The organism is Pantoea sp. ME81 (assembly GCF_903970985.1).
GTDB classification, from domain to species: Bacteria; Pseudomonadota; Gammaproteobacteria; order Enterobacterales; family Enterobacteriaceae; genus Pantoea; species Pantoea communis.
This window is the reverse complement of the sequence record NZ_CAJCKS010000336.1, coordinates 1-1,853: the sequence shown is the minus strand read 5'-3', so window position 1 is coordinate 1,853 and position 1,853 is coordinate 1. Positions and strand designations below refer to the sequence as shown.

Annotated in this window: 2 protein-coding genes; both read left to right on the top strand. The window is 61.7% G+C overall.

Translation table 11 applies throughout. From position 1 onward, the window contains the following. Nucleotides 1-127 precede the first annotated feature (127 nt). Entirely contained in the window at nucleotides 128-733 is a 606-nt protein-coding gene (locus H7A81_RS27095; RefSeq protein WP_182059320.1) for a YoaK family protein, read from the top strand. A 203-nt stretch (nucleotides 734-936) separates the two neighbouring features. After that, nucleotides 937-1,853: MFS transporter (locus tag H7A81_RS27090; RefSeq protein WP_182059319.1), on the top strand; the 917-nt coding region annotated here is incomplete at its 3' end.

Genomic DNA, 1,853 nt, shown 5'->3' with positions numbered 1-1,853 from the left:
GGTGGTATTAACTCGTTGTCGTCTCGTTGTATATGATTCTACTGATCTCTTTCTGTTGTTAGCAAGAGGAGGCTGCGATCTTCGTCATGCTCGTTGTACAGTGCCTGACACTACGCTCCTCTGATCTATGACGGGTAACACCTCCCATCTGTCTGCGGAGGCGGGCAGCTGGGATCTGCACGGGCTGCTTTTTCTCGCGGTGTTGATCCTGGCCTTCGTGACGGGCGCCACGCTGGCGCGCCTCGCCGTGGCCTTCGGGCTGCGTCGTAACGTTCGCACGGTATTCTGCCTGCTGCTGCTTTGTGAGGGAATGCTGCTGCTGGCCACCTCGCTGGTTGAAATCCGGTGGTACAGCATCCGCAATAACGGCGAGGTGCTGGTCACGCTCGCGCTGCTGATGGGGCTGCATAACGCCACCTCCACCCAGCTGTCCGGCGGGCGAGTCAGGTCAACGCACGTGACAGGGACCCTGACCGATGCCGGTATGGCGCTGGGCTCCTGGCTCAGGGCGTCGTTCAGCCGGCGCGAAGCCGCCGACGCGCCCGTTCACCGGGCGCTGCTCAGCACGCACCTCGTGACCATCGTCTCATTCCTGTCGGGATGCGTTGCCGGCTATTTTCTCTTTGTGCGGTTTGGTTTTAACGCTATGGCAGGTCTGGCCTGCCTGCTCATCCTCATCGCGCTCGGGGGCATTGCCCGCGCGCTGCATCTGACCGGCTGGCGTTTCTGGTAGCGGCCGGTACTTTCAGAGACTGCTTCACGCGCAGATAACGGCACCCTGACGCTGCTGACCTGAGGCCACGGGCCGCCCTGGAAGGCAGTCCAGCGCTGAGTAAAAAGCTGCAGTCAGGCAATGCGACGGGCCGCGCCGGCATCTGCTGAACGTCCTTTTATCTGCCATCTTTAAGTCTGCTCGCTCATCTTTCCGGGGAAATTATGTCACTGCGCTCGCTTCAGGCTCTTTGCCTGGTTAATTTTTTTATGGCAGACGTCAGGGACGGTCTGGGGCCGTTTCTGGGGATATTTATGACTGAACATCACTGGAAGCCAGAGTCCATCGGCTGGGTGATGACGTCAGCAGGCGTGGCCAGCCTGCTTGTCACTTTACCGGCGGGTATCGCGGCGGACGCGGTCAGAAACAAGCGGATGATGCTGGTCACCGGCACCCTGACCGTTATTCTGGCGACGATCATGCTCTGGTATTTTCCCGGTCCTGCCGTGACGGTTGTCTCTCAGGTCATGACCGGACTGGCGGCCGCGTTCATTGCCCCTCTGATGACCGCCATGACGCTGGGCCTGACGGGGCCTGAAAAGTTTGGTCATCAGACGGGCAGAAACGAAGCGTTCAACCACGCGGGTAACATGACGGCGGCCGCGGTGGCAGGCGCCTCGGTCTGGTACTGGGGAACCGGTGCCGTATTTGTGCTGATGACGGTGATGGCCCTGCTGGCCACGGCCTGTGTCATGGGGATCCGCGATCGAGATATTGATAACAGGCTTGCCCGCGGGCTGAACGCGGACGCCGGTCACGCTGCCCTTCCGCGCCTGTCTGTGCTCCTTCACGAGCCCGCACTGCTCATCGGCGGCGTCACGGTTCTGCTGTTTCATCTGGGCAACGCGGCCCTTTTGCCCATGCTGAGCGTCCGGGTGGCGGCTTCACCGGAGGCGGGGATTAATCCGGGCGTCTTTGCCGCGGCCACCGTGATTATTTCGCAGGCCGTGATGATCCCGGTCGCGCTCTATGCCGCGCGTCGGGCGCAGCGCACGGGCTACCTTTCTCTCATCACCGCGGCCCTGTGTATCCTGCCCGTGCGGGCCGCCGTAGCCTCCCTCGGTGACGGCATCGCCTTCAT